16 protein-coding genes are annotated in these 14031 nt (G+C 63.8%); 13 read left to right on the top strand and 3 right to left on the bottom strand.

The annotated features are described in order from the left end of the window. Nucleotides 1-10: 10 nt before the first annotated feature. The 9 genes from ACOQOU_RS05600 to ACOQOU_RS05560 all read left to right on the top strand — a co-directional run bounded on the left by ACOQOU_RS05600 (nucleotide 11) and on the right by ACOQOU_RS05560 (nucleotide 7352). Nucleotides 11-460, top strand: a complete 450-nt coding sequence (locus tag ACOQOU_RS05600) for a cupin domain-containing protein (RefSeq protein ID WP_109767456.1) — start codon at nucleotides 11-13, stop codon at nucleotides 458-460. 3 nt (nucleotides 461-463) lie between these two features. Further along, the gene (locus tag ACOQOU_RS05595) at nucleotides 464-2089 is read left to right on the top strand and encodes an AMP-binding protein (protein ID WP_306025146.1); all 1626 of its coding nucleotides are present in this window, start codon (nucleotides 464-466) and stop codon (nucleotides 2087-2089) included. A gap of 10 nt (nucleotides 2090-2099) precedes the next feature. Further along, nucleotides 2100-2336, top strand: coding sequence for an Lrp/AsnC ligand binding domain-containing protein (locus ACOQOU_RS05590; RefSeq protein ID WP_109767454.1), 237 nt, complete (start codon nucleotides 2100-2102; stop codon nucleotides 2334-2336). A 33-nt stretch (nucleotides 2337-2369) separates the two neighbouring features. Then, nucleotides 2370-3509: an ABC transporter substrate-binding protein gene (locus ACOQOU_RS05585; protein WP_306025147.1), complete on the top strand. Its 1140-nt coding sequence runs from the start codon at nucleotides 2370-2372 to the stop codon at nucleotides 3507-3509. A 50-nt stretch (nucleotides 3510-3559) separates the two neighbouring features. Further along, on the top strand, nucleotides 3560-4480 hold the full coding sequence (locus ACOQOU_RS05580) for a branched-chain amino acid ABC transporter permease (protein ID WP_109767452.1): 921 nt from the start codon (nucleotides 3560-3562) through the stop codon (nucleotides 4478-4480). Continuing rightward, the gene (locus ACOQOU_RS05575) at nucleotides 4477-5460 is read left to right on the top strand and encodes a branched-chain amino acid ABC transporter permease (RefSeq protein WP_306025148.1); all 984 of its coding nucleotides are present in this window, start codon (nucleotides 4477-4479) and stop codon (nucleotides 5458-5460) included. Before ACOQOU_RS05580 ends, ACOQOU_RS05575 begins: the two co-directional genes overlap by 4 nt. Beyond that, nucleotides 5453-6202, top strand: coding sequence for an ABC transporter ATP-binding protein (locus ACOQOU_RS05570; protein WP_306025149.1), 750 nt, complete (start codon nucleotides 5453-5455; stop codon nucleotides 6200-6202). The genes ACOQOU_RS05575 and ACOQOU_RS05570 overlap by 8 nt, the downstream gene beginning before the upstream one ends. After that, on the top strand, nucleotides 6199-6885 hold the full coding sequence (locus ACOQOU_RS05565; protein WP_306025150.1) for an ABC transporter ATP-binding protein: 687 nt from the start codon (nucleotides 6199-6201) through the stop codon (nucleotides 6883-6885). The genes ACOQOU_RS05570 and ACOQOU_RS05565 overlap by 4 nt, the downstream gene beginning before the upstream one ends. Before the next feature lie 71 nt (nucleotides 6886-6956). Continuing rightward, the gene (locus ACOQOU_RS05560; RefSeq protein WP_306025151.1) at nucleotides 6957-7352 is read left to right on the top strand and encodes a RidA family protein; all 396 of its coding nucleotides are present in this window, start codon (nucleotides 6957-6959) and stop codon (nucleotides 7350-7352) included. Nucleotides 7353-7447: 95 nt separating this feature from the next. Here the strand turns inward: ACOQOU_RS05560 and ACOQOU_RS05555 are convergent, their stop codons facing one another. Then, nucleotides 7448-7777, bottom strand: a complete 330-nt coding sequence (locus ACOQOU_RS05555) for an L-rhamnose mutarotase (RefSeq protein WP_109767447.1) — start codon at nucleotides 7775-7777, stop codon at nucleotides 7448-7450. A gap of 119 nt (nucleotides 7778-7896) precedes the next feature. On the opposite strand from ACOQOU_RS05555, the gene ACOQOU_RS05550 reads away from it, so the two are divergent. Beyond that, complete coding sequence (locus ACOQOU_RS05550) at nucleotides 7897-9423, top strand: UxaA family hydrolase (RefSeq protein ID WP_306025152.1); 1527 nt, start codon at nucleotides 7897-7899, stop codon at nucleotides 9421-9423. 15 nt (nucleotides 9424-9438) lie between these two features. On the opposite strand, the gene ACOQOU_RS05545 is transcribed toward ACOQOU_RS05550, so the two are convergent. Then, nucleotides 9439-10473: an aldo/keto reductase gene (locus ACOQOU_RS05545; RefSeq protein WP_306025153.1), complete on the bottom strand. Its 1035-nt coding sequence runs from the start codon at nucleotides 10471-10473 to the stop codon at nucleotides 9439-9441. 47 nt (nucleotides 10474-10520) lie between these two features. Beyond that, a complete protein-coding gene (locus tag ACOQOU_RS05540; RefSeq protein WP_120222789.1) occupies nucleotides 10521-11252 on the bottom strand; it encodes a GntR family transcriptional regulator in 732 nt (243 codons plus the stop codon). Between the two features lie 197 nt (nucleotides 11253-11449). On the opposite strand from ACOQOU_RS05540, the gene ACOQOU_RS05535 reads away from it, so the two are divergent. Genes ACOQOU_RS05535 through ACOQOU_RS05525 form a run of 3 tightly spaced genes read left to right on the top strand, consistent with a single transcriptional unit; the run spans nucleotide 11450 to nucleotide 13925 of the window. Then, complete coding sequence (locus ACOQOU_RS05535) at nucleotides 11450-12196, top strand: SDR family NAD(P)-dependent oxidoreductase (RefSeq protein WP_109768301.1); 747 nt, start codon at nucleotides 11450-11452, stop codon at nucleotides 12194-12196. A 22-nt stretch (nucleotides 12197-12218) separates the two neighbouring features. Beyond that, nucleotides 12219-13064, top strand: coding sequence for a fumarylacetoacetate hydrolase family protein (locus ACOQOU_RS05530; RefSeq protein ID WP_306025154.1), 846 nt, complete (start codon nucleotides 12219-12221; stop codon nucleotides 13062-13064). A 9-nt stretch (nucleotides 13065-13073) separates the two neighbouring features. Then, nucleotides 13074-13925: an amidohydrolase family protein gene (locus tag ACOQOU_RS05525; protein ID WP_306025155.1), complete on the top strand. Its 852-nt coding sequence runs from the start codon at nucleotides 13074-13076 to the stop codon at nucleotides 13923-13925. Nucleotides 13926-14031: the final 106 nt, after the last annotated feature.

Below are 14031 nucleotides of genomic sequence, written 5' to 3'. Positions count from 1 at the left end.
GAGAACTGCAATGAAAGAGCTGGAAAAGGGCATCACCGAAAACGGTGTCGGCTACAAGGAAACGACCTGGAACATTCTCGGCCAGACCTATTATCCGAAGGCGGTTTGCGAGAGCACATTCGCCTTTGAAACGAACTCGGCTCCCGGCGATGCCGTGCCCGTGCACATCCACCCGACGCAGGACGAGTTCATTCTCGTGCAGGAAGGCGAACTGGACCTCAAGCTCGACGGCAAATGGACCAAGGCGCGTGAAGGCGATCTGGTGCGCATGCCCCGCGGCATTCCGCATGGCTATTTCAACAAGTCGGACAAGCCGTGCCGGGCGCTGTTCTGGGTCTCGCCGGCGGGCAAGCTGAAAGAGCTCTTCGAAGAACTGCACAACATGACCGATGTCGAGGCCGTCGTGAAAGTCTCGGCCGAGCACGATGTCGATTTCCTGCCACCGGAAGCCAATGAGTGAGCCATGCCCGCTCCCTCCGCCCATACCGATACCTTTACGCGTGACAACCTGCCGCCGCTCGACCAGTGGCCGGATCTGCTGCTGGACGGCTTCGACTATCCCGAACGGTTGAACGCGGCGGTCGAACTGACCGATGCGATGGTCGGCAAGGGTTTTGGCGACCACACGGCGCTTATCGGCAACGGCCGGCGGCGGACCTACAAGGAACTGACCGACTGGACCAACCGGCTGGCGCATGCGCTGGTCGACGATATCGGCGTCAAGCCGGGCAACCGGGTGCTGATCCGCTCGGCCAACAATCCGGCGATGGTCGCCTGCTGGCTGGCGGCGACCAAGGCCGGCGCCGTCGTCGTCAATTCGATGCCGATGCTGCGCGCGGCGGAGCTGTCCAAATATATCGACAAGGCCGAGATCGCCTTTGCGCTGTGCGACACGCGGCTGATGGACGAAATGGAGCCCTGTGCCGCTACAAACGCGTTCCTCAAACGTGTCGTCGGCTTTGACGGCACCTCCAACCATGACGCGGAACTGGACCAGCTGGCGCTTGAAAAGCCGGTCCGGTTCGATGCCGTCCAGACTGCGCAGGACGATGTCGCGCTGCTCGGCTTCACGTCGGGATCGACGGGCGAACCCAAGGCGACGATGCATTTCCACCGCGATCTGATGATCATCGCCGACGGCTATGCAGCCGAGGTGTTGGGCGTGACGCCCGACGATGTCTTCGTCGGCTCGCCGCCGCTTGCCTTCACGTTCGGGCTGGGCGGACTGGCCATCTTTCCGCTGCGTTTCGGCGCGACCGCGACGCTGCTGGAAAATGCCAGCCCGCCCAACATGATCGAGATCATCGAGAAGTACAAAGCGACCGTCTGCTTCACCGCGCCCACCGCCTATCGCGCCATGCTGCGCGGCATGGAGGAGGGTGCCGACCTGTCTTCGCTGCGTGCGGCGGTCTCGGCGGGCGAAACCCTGCCGGCGCCGGTCTATGAGGAGTGGCGGGAAAAAACCGGCAAACCGATGCTCGACGGTATCGGGGCGACGGAATTGCTTCACATTTTCATCTCCAACCGGTTTGATGATCACAAGCCCGCCTGTACGGGCAAGCCGGTGACCGGATACGAGGCGAAAGTGGTGGACGAAAAGGGCGACATCGTCGCGGCCGGAGAGATGGGACGGCTGGCCGTGCGCGGGCCGACCGGCTGCCGCTATCTGCGTGGCGAGAACCAGGCCAAATACGTCATGGACGGATGGAACATCACGGGCGACACGTTCCGGGTCGATGACGACGGTTATTTCCATTTCGCCGCGCGCAATGACGACATCATCGTGTCGGCCGGCTACAACATCGCCGGGCCGGAAGTGGAGGCGGCACTGCTTGCTCACCCCGATGTGGCCGAATGCGCCGTCATCGGCGCACCGGATGAAGAGCGTGGGGCGATCGTCCAGGCCCATGTCATTGTCGGTCCGGACGCATCGCCCGACGAGGCACTGGTCAAGACGCTTCAGGACCACGTCAAGGCGACGATTGCGCCGTACAAATATCCGCGCAGCATCGTCTTCGTGGACGCCCTGCCGAAGACGCAGACCGGCAAGGTGCAGCGATTCCGGCTGAAGCCGTCACCCCGTCACTGAAGAGGTCGTCATGAAGTGTGTTTTCGTTCAGTTCAGATGTCGTCCAGGCACCACCTACGATGTGGCCGATGAGATCGCGCGGCGGGAGATCCATTCCGAGCTCTATTCGACGAGTGGCGAGTACGACCTTCTGGCCAAGCTCTACATCCCCGAGGAGGAGGATATCGGCCGTTTCATCAATGACAGGCTGCTGGACATTGACGGGATTGAACGGTCGCTGACGACGCTGACATTCAGGGCGTTCTGACGTTTGCAAGAACCATCAAACAGGGAGAGAAACATGAAACTGAAAAGCCTTATGATGGCGGCCATGGCCGCCGCGGTGGTCCTGCCGGCCAGCGCAATCGCGGAAACCAAGGTCGGCATGATCACCACGCTGTCCGGCGGCGGCGCGGGTCTTGGCATCGACGTGCGCGACGGATTCCTTTTGGCGATCAAGCAGTCCGGCCGTGACGACATAGAGGTCATTGTCGAGGACGATCAGCGCAAGCCGGACGTCGCGGTTCAACTGGCCGACAAGATGGTCCAGGCCGAACAGGTCGACGTGCTGACCGGTATCATCTGGTCCAACCTGGCGATGGCCGTGGTGCCGTCGGTAACCGCGCAGGGCAAGTTCTACCTGTCGCCCAACGCGGGTCCTTCGGCACTCGCGGGCGCGGGCTGCCATCCCAACTATTTCAACGTCGCCTGGCAGAACGACAATCTGCACGAGGCGGCCGGCGCGTATGCCAACAGCGCAGGCTACAGCAAATCGTTCATCTTGGCGCCCAACTATCCGGCGGGTCAGGATGCGCTGACCGGCTACAAGCGCTTCTTCGAGGGCGAATTGGCGGGCGAGATCTACACGACGCTCGGCCAGACCGACTATGCGGCCGAAATCGCGCAGATCCGCGCTTCGGACGCCGACAGCGTGTTCTTCTTCCTGCCCGGCGGCATGGGCATTGCCTTCCTGAAACAGTATCAGGATTCGGGCATCGACATCCCCGTCGTCGGTCCCGCCTTCTCGTTCGATCAGGGTATCTTGCAGGCGGTCGGCGATGCGGCGCTCGGCGTCGTCAACACCTCGCAATGGAGCAAGGATATCGACAACCCGACCAATGCCGCCTTTGTCGAGAGCTTTCAGGCCGAATATGGCCGTCTGCCCTCGCTCTATGCCAGCCAGGGTTTCGACACCGCCAACCTCTTAATCTCGGCGCTTGAGAAGGCCGACGTCTCCGACGCCGATGCGTTCCGTGACGCGCTGCGGGCCGCCGATTTCGACAGCACGCGTGGCGATTTCGAGTTCGGTCCGAACCATCACCCGATCCAGACCATCTACGCGCGCGAGGTCATCAAGGAAGGCGATGTGTACACCAACAAGCTGATCGGCCCGGCGCTCGAGAACCATGCCGACGCCTATGCGGGCGACTGCCAGATGTAACCCGTTCGGCCGGCTCCTTCCCATGGAGCCGGCCATTGGAACCCTTTCCCATGTCCTTCATCCTCCTTGTCGAGCAGATCCTTAACGGTCTGCAGTTCGGCATCATGCTGTTCCTGATGGCGGCTGGCCTGACGCTGATCTTCGGCGTCATGGGGCTGATCAATCTGGCGCATGGATCGCTCTACATGATCGGCGCCTTCGCCGCCGCAACGGTGGCCGGCTACACCGGATCGTTCGTGCTGGCGCTCGCGGCGGCGCTTGCTGCGGCCGCGATCGTCGGCGCCATCGTCGAGCTGGTCGTGATCCGAAGGCTCTACGACAAGGATCATCTCGATCAGGTGCTGGCGACCTTTGCGCTGATCCTGATCTTTTCGGAAGGCACGCGCTGGCTGTTCGGCTCGTTTCCGCTGTTTCTCGACATTCCGGACTATCTGTCGGGACCGGTGACGCTGCCCGGCGGCATCCAATATCCGCTCTACAGGCTGTTCCTGATCGTGGTTGGCCTTCTGATCGCGCTTGGTCTCGGCGCGCTGATCACGAAAACACGGATCGGCATCCAGATCCGTGCCGGCGAGAACGATCGCGAGATGATCGCCGCGCTCGGCATCGACATTTCGCGCCTTTACACGCTGGTCTTCGCATTGGGCGCGGGGCTCGCCGGCATCGCCGGCGCGCTGGTGGGCGCGATCCAGTCGGTGCAGGTCGGCATGGGCGAACCGGTGCTGATCCTCGCCTTCGTGGTCATCGTCATTGGCGGGATCGGCTCGATGAAGGGTGCGCTGATCGGCGCCATCCTCGTCGGGCTCACCGACACGCTCGGCGGCATCTTCCTGCCCGAACTGCTCAAGCTTTTCACCGATCCGGCGACCGCCACCTCGGTCGGTTCGTCGCTGGCGTCGATGGCGATCTATATCCTGATGGGGGCGATCCTGATCTGGCGGCCGACCGGCCTGTTCGGAGCGAAGTCATGATCGCCGAGCGCTATCTGAACGCCGCGATCCTGGCGATCTTCTTCGTCGTGCCGGCATGGGCCTGGTGGGCCAACGAACCGTTCACGATCACGCTGATGACGCGGGCGGCGATCTTCGCGCTGGCGGCGGTCGGCCTGAACGTCGCGCTCGGACTGGGCGGACTGGTGAGCCTGGGCCATGCCGCATTCTTCGGCATTGGTGGTTACGCCATGGGTATCCTCGCTTTTCATGCCCAGACCGTCACGCCGGTGATGGAATGGCCGTTTGTCATCGAGGGCACCAAATCGATGCCCGTCATCTGGCTGACCGCGATCGTCCTGTCGGCGCTGGCGGCGCTGGTGATCGGGCATTTGTCGCTGCGCACGTCGGGCGTCTATTTCATCATGATCACGCTGGCGTTCGGCCAGATGTTCTTCTTCTTCTCGATCAGCTGGTCGGCTTATGGCGGCGAGGACGGGCTGTCGATCTGGGTGCGCAACGACTTTCCCGGGCTGAACACGCTGCAACCGATCCAGTTCTACGGCTTGTGCCTGGCGATCCTGTGCACGGTGCTTTGGTTCACCAGCCGGCTGGCCAGATCGCCGTTCGGGCTGGCGCTCAACGCGGCGCGCCAGGTGCCGCAGCGGGTCGAAACCGTGGGGCTGAATGCGACGCGGCTCAAGCTGGTCGCCTTCGTGATCTCCGGCGCGATCACGGGACTGGCCGGCGCGCTGTTCGCCGATCTCAACCGGTTCGTCAGCCCGACCATGTTTTCCTGGCAGATGAGTGGCGAGATCATGGTGTTCATCATCATCGGAGGCGTCGCGCGGCTGTTCGGGCCGGTCGCCGGCGCGCTGGTCTTCGTTGCGCTCGAGCATTTCCTCGGCGGCCTGAGCGATTACTGGCTGGTCTATCTTGGCGCGTTGCTGCTGCTGATCGTCCTGTTCGGCCGCGGCGGGTTGATCGGCATCGTGTCCGGCCGGGAGAAAGCGCATGGCTGATCCCGTGCTCGCGACACATGGCATTTCCAAGAGCTTCGGCGCCCTGAAAGCCAGCGACGACGTTTCGATCGACCTTCGGCCGGGCGAGATCCATGCCATTATCGGGCCCAATGGCGCCGGAAAGTCGACGCTGATCGCGCAGATTTGCGGCACGCTGATGCCGGACGCCGGCAGCGTGCATCTGCTCGGTCGCGACGTCACGCAGCAAAGCACGCGCGCGCGCGCCAAGGCGGGGCTTGGCCGCACCTTCCAGATATCGGCGCTGGCGATGCAGGACACCGTGCTTCAGAACGCGGTTCTTGGCGCGCTGGGCGCATCGGGCCGGCCATGGCGCTTCCTGTCTCCGGCGCTCGAGGACGCAGATCTGCGCGCCCGCGCCGAGGCGGCGCTGGAGCGCGTCGGCCTTCAGGACCATGCGGCGACGCGAACCGCCGAACTCAGCCACGGCCAGCGGCGGCAACTGGAAGTGGCCGTCGCGCTGACGCTGGAGCCCAGCGTTTTCGTCATGGACGAGCCCATGGCGGGTCTGGGTTCGGAAGGATCGAAACGGCTGACGGGGTTTCTCGACGAATTGCGCCATGAGGCGCCGATCCTTTTGGTCGAGCATGACATGGACGCGGTGTTTTCGCTCGCCGACCGGATCAGCGTTCTTGTCTACGGCAAGGTGATCGCCAGCGGCAGCGTCGAGGACATCCAGTCGGACAGGCAGGTCCGGGAAGCCTACCTTGGAGAAGACGCGTGAGCCTTCTGTCGGTTTCCAACATCTCGGCCACCTATGGTGCCAGCCAGGCCCTGTTCGGCGTCGATCTTCAGATTGCCGAGGGCGAAGTCGTCGCGCTGATGGGCCGTAACGGCATGGGCAAGACGACCACGGTGAAGTGTATCTGCGGCATGCTGCCCTTCAAAGGCTCGATCACGTTCAGCGGCCATGATCTGGGCCGGCTGCCAAGCCACAAGGCTGCCCGTCTGGGGCTGGGGCTCGTGCCGGAGGGCCGGCGCTGCTTTGCCGGTCTGACCGTATACGAGAACCTGATTGCTGCGGCGCGGCCGGGCTATTGGACCCAAGAGCGTGTCGTCGAACTGTTTCCGCGGCTGGGCGAGCGCCGCAACCAGATATCGGCCTCGCTTTCGGGCGGCGAGCAGCAGATGCTGGCGATCGGCCGGGCGCTGATGACCAACCCGAAGCTGCTGATCCTGGACGAGGCGACCGAGGGCCTGGCGCCGATCATCAAGCAGGAGATCTGGGCGGCGATCGCCCGGCTGAAGACCGAAGCGGGTCTGTCGATCCTGATGATCGACAAGTCGCTGAAGGAATTGCGGGCGATCTGCGACCGGGCGACGATCATCGAGCGCGGCCGAACCGTCTGGCGGGGTGAGATGGCGGCGCTGACCAACGACGTGACCGAGAAATATGTGGGGGTCTGATGCGGTTATCCACCGGGGCACCTGCCCGGCAGATGACCGCTGAAGGCCGAACAGATTATGGACCAACGATCATGACCACCAAGACGATACAGCCGGACGATTGGGCGCCCGCCCGGGGATATGCCAATGGCATGCTGACGCCGGACGGCACGCTGCAGATCGGCGGGCAGATCGGCTGGAACAAGGACCAGGTGTTCGAGACGCACGATTTTGTCGGGCAGTTGGAGCAGACGCTGCGCAACATCGCCGCGATTGTCGAGGCCGCCGGCGGGCAGGTCACGGACATTACCAGGCTGACCTGGTTCATCACCGACAAACGGGCCTATGTCGCCCGGCAGAAGGAGGTGGGCGCTGCCTACCGCGCGGTGTTCGGCAAGCACTTCCCGGCGATGTCGGTGGTCGTCGTCAGCGGGCTGATCGAGGACGATGCGCTGATCGAGATCGAAGCGACGGCGCATCTGGCCTGAATTCGTCTCCAACGTCAGGGACCTTCGCCGACCCTTTGTGCACGTCGCTCGCGGCTGCCATGGGCCGGGACGGTTTGATGCCCTGGCCGTTCATTTCACGGAAGCCAGAACACGCGTTCCATCGACGCCCACCATTCACCGTCGCGACGCGTTTCGAAGGGCTGTTGCAGCGGGTCGCAGATTTTCCACCATTCCTGCATTGCAGGCTTGTCGCGCATGATCGCCATGTCGCGCCCGAAATCGGAACCGACATATTCCCAGTAGGCGAACAACAGGTTCTCGGGCTGCTTGAGGAAGATCGAATAGTTGCGGATGTTTGCTGCCGAAATGGCAGCCAGCACGTCCGGCCATACGTCGGTGTGCAGTTCGCGATACCGTTCGACCTGATCCGCCTTCAGGCCGATACATAAACCCATACGTTGCATTTTCGTGTCCTTCCCGCATCGGCCGGCCGGCGTGCCGCCTTGACCCGTATCGACTGTTATATTAGTATTCTTATATTCCCATCGAGTTGCAACACCGTTTTTCAGGCGATTTTCAGACCATGTTGACGGCACCGACAGCGCGCGCACTCAGACTTACCGATGCCGATAACATCGTCGTGGCGATCGAGCCGTTCAGCGCCGGCGACACGTTCGCCGGCGTCACGGCTTCGCAACGCGTGCCGCGAGGCCACAAGATGGCGGTGGAGGCAATCGCGTGCGATGCGGCCGTGGTCAAGTACGGGCAGGTGATCGGCTTCGCCAGGGAAGACATCGCGCCGGGAAGCTGGGTGCACGAGCACAATGTCTATCTTCACAGCTTCGATCGCGATTACGCTTTCGGCACCGAAACCAAGCCTACCGCGTTCGTCACGCCGGAACGAAGGCGCACATTCCAGGGCTTCCGCAGGGCCAACGGCAAGTACGGCACCCGCAACTATGTCGCCGTGCTGACGTCGGTGAACTGCTCGGCGAGTGCCGCGCGCTTCATCGCCGACCACGTGACGAGGTCCGGTATCCTTGCCGACTATCCCAATGTCGACGGTGTCATTTCGCTGGTGCACGGCACCGGCTGCGGGCTGGACACGCATGGCGAGGCCTACGAGCTTCTCAAGCGCACGCAGTGGGGCTTTGCGACAAATCCCAACGTTGGCGGCGTGCTGATGGTGGGCCTGGGGTGCGAGGCGTTCCAGATCCCGCGCTGGATGCGGTCCTATGGCATCAGCGAGGACGCGACCTTTCGAACGCTGACGATCCAGGAAGTGGGCGGCACGCGCAAGACGGTGGAGGCGGGGGTGCGCGCGGTCGAAGAGATGCTGCCGATCGTCAACCAGGCGACACGCGGCGAGGCGCCGGCTTCGGAACTGATGCTCGCGCTTCAGTGCGGCGGCTCCGATGGCTATTCGGGCATCACGGCCAACCCTGCGCTGGGCGTGGCGGTCGATCTGCTGGTGGCCGAAGGCGGCACCGCAATCCTGTCGGAGACGCCGGAGATCTACGGTGCCGAACACCTTCTGATGCACCGTGCCGGTAGCACGCAGGTGGGCGAGAAGCTGGCGGAGCGCATCCGCTGGTGGGAGGACTATACCGCGCGCCACAACATGGAGATGAACAACAATCCGTCGCCCGGCAACAAGGCGGGCGGGCTGACGACGATCCTCGAAAAGTCTCTGGGAGCGGCGGCGAAGGGTGGCTCGACCAACCTCAACGGTGTCTTCGACTATGCCGATCCGGTCACGGCAAAGGGGTTGGTGTTCATGGACACGCCCGGCTACGACCCGGTCTCGGCGACGGGGCAGGTGGCCGGCGGCGCCAACGTGCTCTGCTTCACCACGGGGCGCGGTTCGGCCTTCGGTTGCAAGCCGACGCCTTCGCTGAAGTTGGCTTCCAACTCGTACATCTACGAGCAGATGAACGAGGACATGGACATCAACTGCGGCGATGTCCTCGATGGGGTCTCGCTGGCGCAGAAGGGTGAGGAAATCCTGCAGCGGGTTCTGGCGGTCGCGTCGGGCGAGCGGACCAAGTCCGAACAGCTCGGCTACGGAGACAGCGAATTCGTTCCCTGGTCGGTCGGGGCGACCATGTAGGGCCGCGCCGCCGCGTCAGGCGGCAGCGTCGAGTTCGCTCCACAACGCATCGGGTATCGCGCACTCGAACCAGTCGACGCTGGACGCCACATCTTCGGCGGTTCTGGCGCCAACAAGCACCGACGTGACGGCTTCGTTGCGCATCGGAAACTGGAGTGCGGCAGCACCCAAAGGCACGTCGAAGCGGGCGCAGGTGGCGGCGAGACGATCGACCTTGCCGACGATCTCCGGCGGGGCGTCGCGATAGTCGAACTTGCGGTCGCCCGCATTGCCTGCCGCGAGGATGCCGGAGTTGTAGACGCCGCCCGCCACGATCGCGACATCGCGCGACTTCGCCGTGGCCAGAAGCGCCTCGCCCGACCGGTCGAGCAGCGTGTAGCGTCCGGCAAGAAGACAGCAATCGATGTCGGTCTCGTTCATCGCCTCGTCGATCGCCCGGGTCTCGTTGACCCCGAGGCCGAAGCCCTTGATCAGGCCCGCCGCCTTCAATTCGCGCAGTGCCCGGAAGCCGCCGCCGGTCAGATCCCTCCATGTCCGATCGTGCCGTTCGCCGTGGGTGACGCGGCCGATGTCGTGCACGAACAGCAAATCGATGTCCGGCAGGCCGAGGCGCTGCTGGCTGTCGTCGAAACTGCGCATCAGGCCGTCATAGCTGTAGTCGAAGACCTCGCGGAACCGAAGGCCGTTGCTCCAGCCGGTATCGAACGGGTTCTTCGGTGGTTCGGGCGGCAGTTCGCGGCCAGGGCGGGGCAGGGCCATCAGCCGGCCGACCTTGGTGCTGATGACAGCCTCCCCGGGGGCAATGTTTCCTTCGCGCAGGAAGTGCCCGAGAAGATGCTCGGCCCGCCCGAGCCCGTACATCGGCGCCGTGTCGAAATGGCGGATGCCCGCCTGCCAGGCCGTCCGCAGTGCAGCCAGTGCGTCGCTCGCGGTGATGGACCGGTAGAGCCCGCCGAACGCGGCGCAGCCCAGTCCCAGCGCTGTCAACTCCAGACCGGCCCGCTTCACGGCCCTGCGTTGCGCTACCTTCACCTGCGTTCCTCCGGTCATTTGCCTTGTTTTGCGTGGGCCCGCAACGCAGCGCCGGGCCGCTCGGGTCAGGGCTCGCGCTCGCCGGCGTTCGCGTCGAGATAGGCAAGCGTGTTGTCGAGCGACGTCTGGAGATGGTTTTCCAGGGCCCGCATCGAGGCCTCCTGATCGCGTTTGGCGAGCGCTTCGAGGATGGCGCGGTGCTGGGCGATCGTCTCCTGGCCGGCGCCGGGGCTCGGCAGGGCCAGCAGCCGGCAGCGATCCATCTGGGCCTTGGATATGTCGACCACCTTCCACAGCATGTGCAGGCCGTTGACCTCGGCGATGTAGCGGTGAAAGTCGTCGTCGCGCGCAATCGCCTCGTCATATCGCGAGCGCTTCACCGCGGTCTCATGCGCATTGACGATGTCTTCGAGGTCCTGGACATGGGAAGGCGTGATGCGCGGGGCAGCACGCTTGATGCTTTCCATTTCGAGCGCGATGCGGATGATGTATGATTCTTCGACCTGCTCGCGCCTGATGTCGGCGACAAAGGTGCCGTGCTGCGCGAAGACCCTGACGAGGCCCTCGTCGCTAACCTTCTTGACCGCTTCGCGCACGGGGGTGCGCGAGATGCCCAGTCGGGTCGCGATGTCGATCTCATTGATGGGCGCGCCGGGCGCAAGCTTGCCGGTGACGATGGCCCTGCGGACGAGCGAGTAGACCTGATCGCGCAGCGGGATCGCCCTGTTGAGAGCAACGCCGCCGAGAAAGGCCGACAGGCGGTCTTCGCTGGTCTGGTCGGGTGATCTTGAAATCATTGTCCCGTCCTCACGGCAGTTTGCGGTCACGTCGGGCACGGGCGATACCCCCGTGCCGGCAGGCTGTGTGAAGGCCGTTTCCGGCTTCACGAGGCTTGCATTATACTAGTGTAATATGCAAGGGCAATGCCGGAAATGCCGTTGCGCGGAATGAGCTGTGCACGGCCCGCAGGACATCGATCGGGGAGGATGGAGCAATCAACAAGTTGGATCTTGAAGGCCAGGTTGCGGTCATCACCGGCGGCGCACAGGGGCTGGGGTTTGCCTTTGCCAGGCGTGTTCTGGCCTCCGGCGCAAGGGTCTGTCTTTGGGACATTGGCGGCGAACGGCTGGCGGCTGCAAAGGCGGAACTCGGTGCGGGCGCCGATATGGCGGTCGTGGATATCGCCGACGCCGAGGCAGTCGCGGCAGCCCGCAAGGAGACCGAAGAGCGCCTCGGCCCGGTTTCCATTCTGATCAACTCGGCAGGCATTGCCGGTCCCAACCATACGCTCGAGGACTATCCGCTTGACGACTGGCGGCGCGTGGTCGACATCAACCTGAACGGCACGTTCTACGTGAACCGGGCCGTTGTGCCTTCGATGAAGGCGCGGAACTATGGGCGTATCGTCAACGTCGCCTCGGTCGCCGGCAAGGAAGGCAACCCCAACGCTTCGGCCTATTCCGCATCCAAGGCGGCGGTGATCGGCCTGACGAAATCGCTGGGCAAGGAATTGGCCGGCTTCGACATCGCGGTCAATTGCGTTACGCCGGCCGCCGCCCGCACGCCGATCTTCGACCAGATGAAGCAGGAGCATATCGACTACATGCTGTCGAAGATTCCGCGCGCGCGTTTCCTTGAGGTGGATGAGGCGGCGAACATGGTGGCCTGGCTGGTTACAAAGGAAAACAGCTTCACCACCGCGTCGGTCTTCGACCTTTCCGGCGGCCGCGCCACATACTGATCGTTTCATTCGGGAGATAGTCATGAAGCTTGTTCGTTTTGGCGATGCCGGTGCCGAGAAGCCGGGCCTGATCGATGCCGACGGGGAGATCCGCGATCTTTCCGGCGTCATCGCCGACATTGCGGGCGAGCATCTGCACCCCGACGCCCTGACGGCGCTGTCGCGAACCGATCCGCAAAGCCTGCCGCTTGTCTCCGGCAAGCCGCGCATCGGCCCGTGCGTTGCAGGGACGGGCAAGTTCATCTGTATCGGCCTCAACTATGCCGACCATGCCGCCGAGTCGGGCATGGAGGTGCCCTCCGAGCCGGTGATCTTCATGAAGGCGTCCTCGGCGATCGCCGGCCCGGACGACGACGTTCTGATCCCGCGCGGGTCGGAAAAGACCGACTGGGAGGTCGAACTCGGCGTGGTGATCGGCAAGCCGGCCAAATACGTCGCCGAAGCCGATGCGATGGATCATGTGGCCGGCTATTGCGTGACGCATGACGTTTCCGAGCGCGCCTTCCAGGCGGAACGGCAAGGCCAGTGGACGAAGGGCAAGAGCTGCGACACGTTCGGTCCCGTCGGTCCCTGGCTGGTCACACGAGACGAGATCGCCGATCCGCAGAACCTCGGCATGTGGCTGAAGGTGAACGGCGAGACCATGCAGGACGGTTCGACGAGGACGATGGTCTACGGCGTGGCGCATCTGGTCGCCTACCTGTCGCAGTTCATGTCGCTGCTGCCCGGCGACATCATCTCGACCGGCACGCCGCCCGGCGTCGGCATGGGCATGAAGCCGCCGCGCTATCTCAGAGACGGCGATGTCGTCGAACTCGGCATAGAAGGGCTGGGAAGCCAAAGGCAGACGTTCCGCGCGGACGGGTAGGACAGGCAGATGGCCGCCGCGCCCGTCATCGACGCCCATCATCACTTCTGGCAGGTCCGGCGCGGCGACTATCACTGGATGGCGCCCGGGATGGGCGAGCCGCTCCATCGCGACTTCATGCCGGAAGACCTTGCCCCGCTGCTGCGCAAGGCCGGCGTGGACGCGACGGTGGTCGTGCAGGCGGCGCAAACCGAGGCGGAGACCGCATTCCTGCTGGAGCTGGCGGCGCAAACGCCGTTCGTCGCCGGCGTCGTCGGCTGGCTCGACATGGACGAGGCCGGCTTCGGCGCCAAGCTCGATCTGCTGGCGCGGCAACCCAAATTCGTCGGCCTGCGGCCGATGCTGCAGGATCTGGCGGACGACGCCTACATTGTGCGACCCGCGGTGCTTGCCAATCTCAAGCTGCTGGCGGAGCGCGGCATCGCTTTCGACATTCTGGCTTGTCCCCGACACCTGCCGCATGTCGTTCGCGCGCTGGAAGCGGTGCCGGGCCTGAAAGCCGTCATCGATCATATCGCCAAGCCGGACATCGCGTCCGGTGCGTTCGACGGATGGGCCGGGAACGTGGCAAGCGTCGCTTCCTTCCCGAATGTGCATTGCAAGCTCTCGGGCATGATCACCGAGGCCGACCATCGGCTGTGGAGGCCGAAGGACCTGGAACCTTATTTGGATCATGTCGTCGGGCTGTTTGGCCCCGACCGGCTGATGTTCGGGAGCGACTGGCCGGTATGCCTTCAGGCGGGCAGCTATGCCGAGGCCCTGCAGGCGCTTCGGGCGATCCTCGACGGGCGCCTCACGGAAGCGGCAAGGGATGCGGTCTACGGCCTGAACGCGTTACGCTTCTACGACCTTGCTCTGTAGGCCGCCGAGAAAGCCGGAGGGCGTCGCTTGCGTCGTCTATTATATTAGTGTAATAGAACAATGCATATCCCATGCCGGAATGAGGGGCAGGGGTGTGCCGTCGGGA

It is taken from the genome of Oceaniradius stylonematis, assembly GCF_965223445.1.
Lineage (GTDB): Bacteria > Pseudomonadota > Alphaproteobacteria > Rhizobiales > Rhizobiaceae > Roseitalea > Roseitalea stylonematis.
Note: the sequence above shows the minus strand (reverse complement) of the source record. Positions and strands in the feature narration are given on the sequence as shown.

What these genes read in the sequence shown, in the direction of transcription:
- ACOQOU_RS05575 (WP_306025148.1), top strand. Translation starts at nt 4,477, where the DNA reads ATGATCGCCGAGCGCTATCTGAACGCCGCGATCCTGGCGATCTTCTTC.
- ACOQOU_RS05570 (WP_306025149.1), top strand. Translation starts at nt 5,453, where the DNA reads ATGGCTGATCCCGTGCTCGCGACACATGGCATTTCCAAGAGCTTCGGC.
- ACOQOU_RS05530 (WP_306025154.1), top strand. Translation starts at nt 12,219, where the DNA reads ATGAAGCTTGTTCGTTTTGGCGATGCCGGTGCCGAGAAGCCGGGCCTG.
- ACOQOU_RS05540 (WP_120222789.1), bottom strand. Translation starts at nt 11,252, where the DNA reads ATGATTTCAAGATCACCCGACCAGACCAGCGAAGACCGCCTGTCGGCC.
- ACOQOU_RS05590 (WP_109767454.1), top strand. Translation starts at nt 2,100, where the DNA reads ATGAAGTGTGTTTTCGTTCAGTTCAGATGTCGTCCAGGCACCACCTAC.
- ACOQOU_RS05560 (WP_306025151.1), top strand. Translation starts at nt 6,957, where the DNA reads ATGACCACCAAGACGATACAGCCGGACGATTGGGCGCCCGCCCGGGGA.
- ACOQOU_RS05550 (WP_306025152.1), top strand. Translation starts at nt 7,897, where the DNA reads ATGTTGACGGCACCGACAGCGCGCGCACTCAGACTTACCGATGCCGAT.
- ACOQOU_RS05600 (WP_109767456.1), top strand. Translation starts at nt 11, where the DNA reads ATGAAAGAGCTGGAAAAGGGCATCACCGAAAACGGTGTCGGCTACAAG.
- ACOQOU_RS05525 (WP_306025155.1), top strand. Translation starts at nt 13,074, where the DNA reads ATGGCCGCCGCGCCCGTCATCGACGCCCATCATCACTTCTGGCAGGTC.
- ACOQOU_RS05585 (WP_306025147.1), top strand. Translation starts at nt 2,370, where the DNA reads ATGAAACTGAAAAGCCTTATGATGGCGGCCATGGCCGCCGCGGTGGTC.
- ACOQOU_RS05580 (WP_109767452.1), top strand. Translation starts at nt 3,560, where the DNA reads ATGTCCTTCATCCTCCTTGTCGAGCAGATCCTTAACGGTCTGCAGTTC.
- ACOQOU_RS05595 (WP_306025146.1), top strand. Translation starts at nt 464, where the DNA reads ATGCCCGCTCCCTCCGCCCATACCGATACCTTTACGCGTGACAACCTG.
- ACOQOU_RS05555 (WP_109767447.1), bottom strand. Translation starts at nt 7,777, where the DNA reads ATGCAACGTATGGGTTTATGTATCGGCCTGAAGGCGGATCAGGTCGAA.
- ACOQOU_RS05545 (WP_306025153.1), bottom strand. Translation starts at nt 10,473, where the DNA reads ATGACCGGAGGAACGCAGGTGAAGGTAGCGCAACGCAGGGCCGTGAAG.